This window comes from uncultured Flavobacterium sp., assembly GCF_937967675.1.
In the GTDB taxonomy this organism is placed as follows: domain Bacteria; phylum Bacteroidota; class Bacteroidia; order Flavobacteriales; family Flavobacteriaceae; genus Flavobacterium.
The window spans coordinates 1-7,311 of sequence record NZ_CALBSN010000123.1 but is presented as its reverse complement, the minus strand read 5'-3'; the positions used below and the strand labels follow the sequence as shown (position 1 = coordinate 7,311).

Annotated in this window: 6 protein-coding genes and 3 pseudogenes; 1 reads left to right on the top strand and 8 read right to left on the bottom strand. The window is 32.6% G+C overall.

Annotated features, from left to right (window positions below):
• Positions 1 to 611, top strand: a pseudogene (locus Q0075_RS08420) (replication-associated recombination protein A); the annotation flags it as partial.
• Between the two features lie 14 nt (positions 612 to 625).
• On the opposite strand, the gene Q0075_RS08415 reads toward Q0075_RS08420, so the two are convergent.
• From Q0075_RS08415 to Q0075_RS08380, 8 genes and pseudogenes are all read right to left on the bottom strand, one after another.
• Positions 626 to 1,324 (bottom strand): hypothetical protein, encoded by a 699-nt coding sequence (locus Q0075_RS08415; RefSeq protein ID WP_297869133.1) that lies wholly within the window; start codon positions 1,322 to 1,324, stop codon positions 626 to 628.
• Positions 1,325 to 1,326: 2 nt separating this feature from the next.
• On the bottom strand, positions 1,327 to 2,019 hold the full coding sequence (locus Q0075_RS08410; RefSeq protein ID WP_297869132.1) for a YjjG family noncanonical pyrimidine nucleotidase: 693 nt from the start codon (positions 2,017 to 2,019) through the stop codon (positions 1,327 to 1,329).
• A gap of 49 nt (positions 2,020 to 2,068) precedes the next feature.
• On the bottom strand, positions 2,069 to 2,560 hold the full coding sequence (locus Q0075_RS08405) for a hypothetical protein (protein WP_297869131.1): 492 nt from the start codon (positions 2,558 to 2,560) through the stop codon (positions 2,069 to 2,071).
• On the bottom strand, positions 2,553 to 3,812 hold the full coding sequence (locus Q0075_RS08400) for an FtsX-like permease family protein (protein WP_297869130.1): 1,260 nt from the start codon (positions 3,810 to 3,812) through the stop codon (positions 2,553 to 2,555). Before Q0075_RS08400 ends, Q0075_RS08405 begins: the two co-directional genes overlap by 8 nt.
• Positions 3,809 to 4,438, bottom strand: a complete 630-nt coding sequence (locus Q0075_RS08395; protein ID WP_297869129.1) for an ABC transporter ATP-binding protein — start codon at positions 4,436 to 4,438, stop codon at positions 3,809 to 3,811. The genes Q0075_RS08400 and Q0075_RS08395 overlap by 4 nt, the downstream gene beginning before the upstream one ends.
• 468 nt (positions 4,439 to 4,906) lie before the next feature.
• A pseudogene (locus tag Q0075_RS08390) lies at positions 4,907 to 5,566 on the bottom strand (superoxide dismutase); the annotation flags it as partial.
• A gap of 157 nt (positions 5,567 to 5,723) precedes the next feature.
• On the bottom strand, positions 5,724 to 6,407 hold the full coding sequence (gene radC, locus Q0075_RS08385) for a DNA repair protein RadC (protein ID WP_297869128.1): 684 nt from the start codon (positions 6,405 to 6,407) through the stop codon (positions 5,724 to 5,726).
• A gap of 545 nt (positions 6,408 to 6,952) precedes the next feature.
• A pseudogene (locus tag Q0075_RS08380) lies at positions 6,953 to 7,311 on the bottom strand (peptidoglycan synthetase); the annotation flags it as partial.

The following is a 7,311-nucleotide window of genomic DNA, read 5'->3' as shown; positions in this document are numbered from 1 at the left end:
TGCAATTGGTGCAAAAAAACACGGTATTGTATGACAAAACAGGCGAACAACATTATGATATTGTTTCCGCATTCATAAAATCGATTCGTGGAAGCGACCCAAATGGTGCGGTTTATTGGTTAGCTCGAATGATTGAAGGTGGCGAAGATGTAAAATTCATCGCCCGAAGAATGCTGATCTTAGCCAGTGAAGATATTGGAAATGCGAATCCAACCGCTTTGATTATGGCGAATAATACGTTTCAAGCTGTAACCACCATTGGCTATCCAGAAAGCCGCATTATTTTGAGTCAATGTGCGATTTATTTGGCAACTTCAGCGAAAAGTAATGCCAGTTATATGGCTATTGGAAAAGCACAACAAATAGTAAAACAAACAGGCGATTTACCTGTTCCTATTCATTTACGAAATGCTCCAACCAAATTAATGAAAGAATTGGGTTACGGAGAAGAATACAAATATTCACACGATTTCCCAAACAACTTTGCCGAGCAAGAATTTTTGCCAACCGAAATTTCCGAAACTAAGTTCTTTGAACCAGGCGAAAGTGCTCGCGAAAAAGAATTACGTCAGTTTTTGAAGAATCGATGGAAGGATAAGTATGGATATTAAATAGAGTAAAAAAATTAAAACTTAACGTCTACTTTTTCAGAAATTAATTTTTCTCCTTCATAATATTCAAAAAACCAACCACTATTTTTCTTAATTAAAATACCGCTTAGAACACCTTTAGTTGCAGTAAAAATATTGCCATTTGAAGTTTTTTGTAGATTAAAAACAACAACCGATCTCTCATCTACTAAATTATACCCAAGCTCTGTTGCAACTGCTGTGAATTTTTCAGATAGTACTTGTACTTCGCTGGTATTTTTAGAATCTTCTATTCTTATTTCTTCTTGACTTAAACCTTTTTCTATAGATTTTAATTTTTCTCTAACTGAAGATAAAGCAATTCGAAATGCTTCTACATACGCTTTTTGATATTCTTTTTCTCTACTAGATCCTAAATCGCTTACTAAAAGAACTTTATTGTAACAATCTTTAATCTCAACATTTATTTTAGTGACAAATAAATTATTATTTTCAATAACATTCACAAATAATGCTGAACAACGATTTTGCGCCAATTCTTTTGGAAATTGATCGGTATCATAAAAGGCCTCAAAACCTTCTCTTTCAAAGAAAGATTTAGTCATTGCATTTAAATTATATTTATTATTCTCATTAAAGAAGCTAAACTTTAAAGGAACAACTACATATTTATAATTTCCTTGAGCAAATGAAAATGAAAAACCCAATAAAAATAATAAAAATAACTTCTTCATAACTATAATATATTTTTTAATTCTAATAAATGACTTACTTGTAAAACTGGATTTTCAACTTTGATATTTTGTTCATTAAAAAATACAGCTTCAATTCCTGCTTCTTGTGCTCCAATGATATCAGCCTCATAACTATCGCCTATCATTAAGCTTTCTTCTTTTGAAGCGTTTGCCAAAGATAAGGCAAAATCAAATATGTTTTGATGCGGTTTTTTTACACCCGCCATTTCGGAATTGGTAATCGTTTCAAAATAATGATCAATTTTCGAATTCTTCATTTTTTTGGTTTGAACCGATGCAAAACCATTGGTAATGATGTGCAATTGATATTTTGGTTTTAAATAATCTAATAATTCAATAGCACCATCGAAAAGATGATTAAACTCTGGCAAGTATTTGATATATTCTTCCGATAAATGATGAATCATTTCGTCTGAAACTTCAAAATTCAAGGCATCGAAAACGTCTTTTAAACGATAATAACGTAAATCGTCGTGTGTGATTTGATTCACTTGATACAATTTCCAATAATGTTGGTTTCTTGGAATGTAGATATTAAGAAAATGCGATAATTCAATATCAAAACCTTGCTGTTTGAAAATAGTGTCAAAAGCAAATCCAGAATTTTTATCAAAATCCCAAAGCGTGTGATCTAAATCAAAAAAGAGATGTTTTTTTTGTTGGAATGATTTCAATGTTATATGTTTTAGTGATTAAAAAAAGCCCAAACGATTGGGCTTCTAATTATTTACTTTGCGCTACAATTTCGGCGTTTTCGATATGATAAATCCAATCTTCAACATCGGTTTCGTTATATCTAAACGTTCCTTTTAAGGTTACGTAAGTATCGGTTTTTAACTTTGGAAAAGCACCACCTTTAAATTTGATTCCAGCAATAGTCTCTGGTCCAGATTTTCCACAGAAGAAACAAGCTGCAAAAACGTTTTTACTTAATGCATAGTTTTTATTATCAATTGGCACAATAAATCCGCTCATGTAAACGGTTTTCTTTTGCATCATTTTCAATTTCATGTTCACTTGTGGGAATTCTACTTCGCCATAAGTCGCATGTTTTTTACGAACATATTTGATATCGCCTAACATTTTCCATGTTAGTGTATCTGATGCTACTGACGATTTTTTAGTAGCTTTTACACTTGAAGTTGTACTATCTGAAAAGCTCATCATCGAAATAAAAACGACTAAAGCTAAACTTAATTTAATATAATTACGCATTGGCTAATGTTTTTGAAATGTTTAAATTATAAGCTTTGACCGCCGGAATAACCGCCGCCAAAAAGCCCACAAATATAGTTAGTAAAAATAAAGTTCCTTCTTTCTCCCAAATAAATTCGTAAGGATTAAAACTCATTTTGAAATCTTCTTCTGCCGAATTCGACAACATACTTAATCCCACTCTTCCCAAAATCGTACCAAAAACAAATCCAACCACACATAAAAGCAAACTTTCAATCATTACTACTTTAAGAAGTTGTAATCTTTTAGCACCGTTGACACGCATTAAAGCAAATTCGTTTTTACGTTCTTTTAATGTATTGTAAAGCGCTATGAAAATAGAAATTCCTGAAATTAGCATAATTCCGTATGCTAAATATTGTAATGCTGAAATCCCAATTCCAAATAAAGAAAACAAACGATTTACTTCGATTGCTGGAGAAGCAACTTGCATTTTTGTGTTTTGTGCTATAATTCTAGGCCAAGTTACAATTCCCATTTTGTTGCGGAATTTTAATAAAACGGCTGTAATCTCCATTCCAGGTTCATCTAAAGTCATGTCGGCTTCTTCATGATGTTCTTCGCCTTCTACATGAACATGACCTTCTTCGCCGTGAGCGGGATTTTCTTCTGCACCATGACTTCCGTGCATTTGCCAAACGCTTGGAATCGTACATAAAATCAAATTATCAACAACTTTGCCTGTTGGTTTTACTATTCCCACAACTTTATAAGCGTAATGTTCATGAACTTCTCCTTCAGCTGCATCACCGTGTGAACCGAAGAACTCATCACCAATTTTTAAGCTTAATTTTTGAGCAATATCACTTCCAATTACGACTTCGAAATTCTTTTCGAAAAGTTTTCCTTCGGAGATTTCGGCTCCGTATTTTTCTAAATAATCGGGTGTTGTTCCTAAGATTTTATAACCACGATAATTGTCGCCAAAGGCTAACGGAATTGCTTTTTGAACAAAAGGATGTTGCATCCAAACTTTTGCCGAATCGTAACTAATATTTCCTGTTGGAGCATCTACTTGATAAACTGCAGATAAAATCAATTGCAATGGACTTCCTTGTGCGCCCATTACTAAATCAACTCCGTCAATATTACTGGAAAATTTTTCTTCAAATTGCTTTTCGACCAAGATTAAAGTCGTAATAATCGCAACACTTGAGGTCAGCAAAACAACACTCAAGATGGTATTTAATGGTTTGAACCATATATTTTTCCATGCTAATTTTGCTATCATATCAAGGTAATTTTATTGATAAATCTTTCTTTAATTCGATTGTCGTGCGTAACGATTAACAAAGCCGCTTTATATTCTTTCGATAATGAAGTCAACAATTCGATAACTTTCTCCGCATTTTTATCATCCAAACTTGATGTAGGTTCGTCAGCTAACAACACTTTGGGTTCGTTCATCAACGCACGTGCAATTGAAACACGTTGCTGTTGTCCAATACTCAACTGAGATGGTAATTTTGACGCTTGATTTTCGATTCCCAATTGTTCTAATAATTTCTTTGCACGTTTGGTATGTTTTTTACCTGTTGCTAACCAACTTGCCATTTCTAAATTTTCCAAAACCGTCAACGCCCCAATAAAATGTGATTTTTGAAAAACCACACCAATGTGCTTTCCACGAAATTTATCAGTTGCTTTTTCAGAAAGGGAAACGATATCGGTTTTATCGATTTCAATTGTTCCTGATTTTGGTTTTAACAAACCTGCTAAAATATGTAAATAAGTAGTTTTCCCTTTTCCAGAATCACCTGTAATTAACAAAGTACTTCCTGCTTCACAGTACAAATCGGGCATGTGAAAAATTTGGTCTTTTGAGTAGGAAAAAGTGATGTTTTTGGTGCTAATCATAGTTCAACGAACATTAATTTTAGTGATGCAAGATAAGAAATTGGATAGAAAAATTTCTTAAATAAATTGTAATAAAAAAACCTTGTGATATATTTTCATCACAAGGTTTTTTTATTTTAATCTCAATTATTATTCATCATCATGAGTACACAATCCTACTATTGTATGAAAAGTGTCATGTAAACCATTTAAAGCTTTAGTGATTTTTTCGTCAGAAGCTTTAGACTTCACTAATTTATCTAAGGCTTTGCTGTCTTTAGCTAATTTATTTACTGCAGCAACAATTGCTTTTTTATTGAATTCAGCTGGAATTTTAGCCATTTTTAAAGCATTTGCTTTTTCAGCCATTTCAGCACTTCTTTCTTTAATTGGTTGTAAATTTCCTTCTTCACTTGGATGGAAAGTTTGCGAAATCACTTTGTGAAACGTTTTGATTTCTGGCCATGAAGCAAAAGTATCAGGTTTTGGCATCGCTGCTTTATATCTTTTACTAACTTCTGTCCAGTTTACTACATTCCAAATAGCCGATAAATAATCTGCACGTTTGTTTTGATATTTTAAGTAATAAGCATGTTCCCAAACGTCGATTCCGAAGATCGGTGTTCCTTTTACTTCAGCAATATCCATTAACGGATTGTCTTGATTTGGAGTTGAAGTTACTACTAATTTTCCCTCTTTCGTCACTACCAACCAAGCCCAACCTGAACCAAAACGACTTGCTCCAGCCGCATTTAATTTTTCTTTCAATCCATCTAAACTTCCGAATGTTTCATTTACCGCTTTTTCTAATTCAGCTGACATTTTAGTGTTTTTTTCAGATGTTAAAACAGACCAAAACAACTCGTGATTGTAATGTCCACCACCATTATTACGAACTGCCGCTGGCAAAGTAGAAATCTTTGCAAAAATTTCGTTTAAGCTTAATTTTTCATCTGCAGTTCCTGCTAAAGCTGTATTAAGATTTTTCACATAAGCAGCGTGATGCTTGCCATAATGAATTTCCATAGTTTGCGCATCTACAAAAGGCTCCAAAGCATTATATGCATAAGGTAATGCTTTTTGTGTAAACTGAGCTGATGCAGTTAAAGTTACTAAAAGTATAGCAACTAAAAATTTTATTTGTTTCATGATATTTTAAATTTTGATAAAAATACGGCTAATCGATTAGATAAAAAACTACCAAATCTTAAAATTTCTATAATTCTTAATTTAAACGCGAAGATTGTAATGAAAAATTAAGTGTATGTTTTTTTAAATACATAGATTCTGTGTATTTAGAAAAAAATCAAAAAATCCCCTCATCCTGAAAACTCAAATACCCATTCTCAGTAATGATAAGATGATCTAAAACTTGAATTTCTAAGGTTTGCCCTGCTTCTTTGATACGTTTTGTGATTTTTAAATCGGCTTCACTGGCGATTAATTTTCCAGAAGGGTGATTGTGGGAAAGAATTAAACCCGTTGCATTTTGTTCGAATGCCATTTTGAAGATAATTCGAATATCCACAACAGTTCCTGTTATTCCGCCTTTTGAGAGTTGAGCTTTGTAGATGACTTTATTGGAATTATTAAGATATAATACCCAAAATTCTTCATGAGGCAATTCGCCAATAATGGGTTGCATGATATCGAAAACGGCTTTACTGGAAGTTATTTTTTTGAGTTCTACAGCTTCCTCAGCTCTGCGTCTTCTTCCTAATTCTAATGCAGCGGCTATGGAGATGGCTTTGGCTTCACCAATTCCTTTAAATTGCATGAGTTGGGCAACCGACATTTTTCCTAAAGTATTCAGATTGTTTTCGGAAGAAGCTAAAATACGTTGGCACAATTGCACCGCACTCTCATTTCGAGAACCGGAACCAATTAAGATAGCAAGTAATTCGGAATCAGATAAGGTGGATTTACCTTTTAGAAGAAATTTTTCACGTGGGCGATCGTCTTCGGCCCATTGGTTGATTGGCGTGTACATAAGATTTTACTTTGGCGTTTATGAGAACAAAGCTAATTAAAAAATCTAAAAAATGAAAAAAATCTAAACTTTTACCACATAGAAACATAGGTTGCTTTTCATTTAATAAGGCTTTTTATTTTTGATAGGTTACAGAGAAGCTTAATGAATCAATTTATTGACTAAGAAATTCTTTATTTTCTATGTTTCTATGTGGTTTTAAAAATTCCACAAAATAAATGGCTTAAAAATTGCGTTTGAAATTACAATCTGTCATTTAAACAAAGGAATAACCTCATAATATCTTACTTGATGTGATTTCTCCTTCGTCGAAATGACAAATTACAAATTTTATTTTTTTAATAGTTTATATCCCAAAAAGATTATGAAAAATAAAACCCCTAAAAATATTAGAATTACAAAACAGATTATAAAAAAACTCAATAAGCGTTTTACTATGTGCAAATCTTTATCTCTAAATCTTTTATAATGCTTTTCAAGAGCCGGAAAAACATCTAAAAAATTGAAGAAATTAAAAATCAAATCAAGTAAATCTCCCATATTTGCTAATTGATTAATTCTTTCACCTCATCAAAATTCAATCCGCCGTAATTTCCTGAACTCATTAATAATAAAGCGGAGTTTTCTAAATTTTGGCTAAACAAAAAGTCTTTGAATTCGGTTGGATTGGTGTAAATAATTAAATCTTCTCTTTGGAAGGATTGTGCGATTTGATCATAAGTAACTTCCTCCAAACGTTTGATTTTTACCGCATCGGGTGAATAGAAAACTACGGCAACATCGGCCGCATCTAAAGCGCCTTGGTATTCTTTTAAGAACTCGGCATTTAAACTGCTGTAAGTATGTAACTCTAAACAAGCAATTAATTTTCTATCAGGATATTGTGCTTTCACCGCTTTTGTAG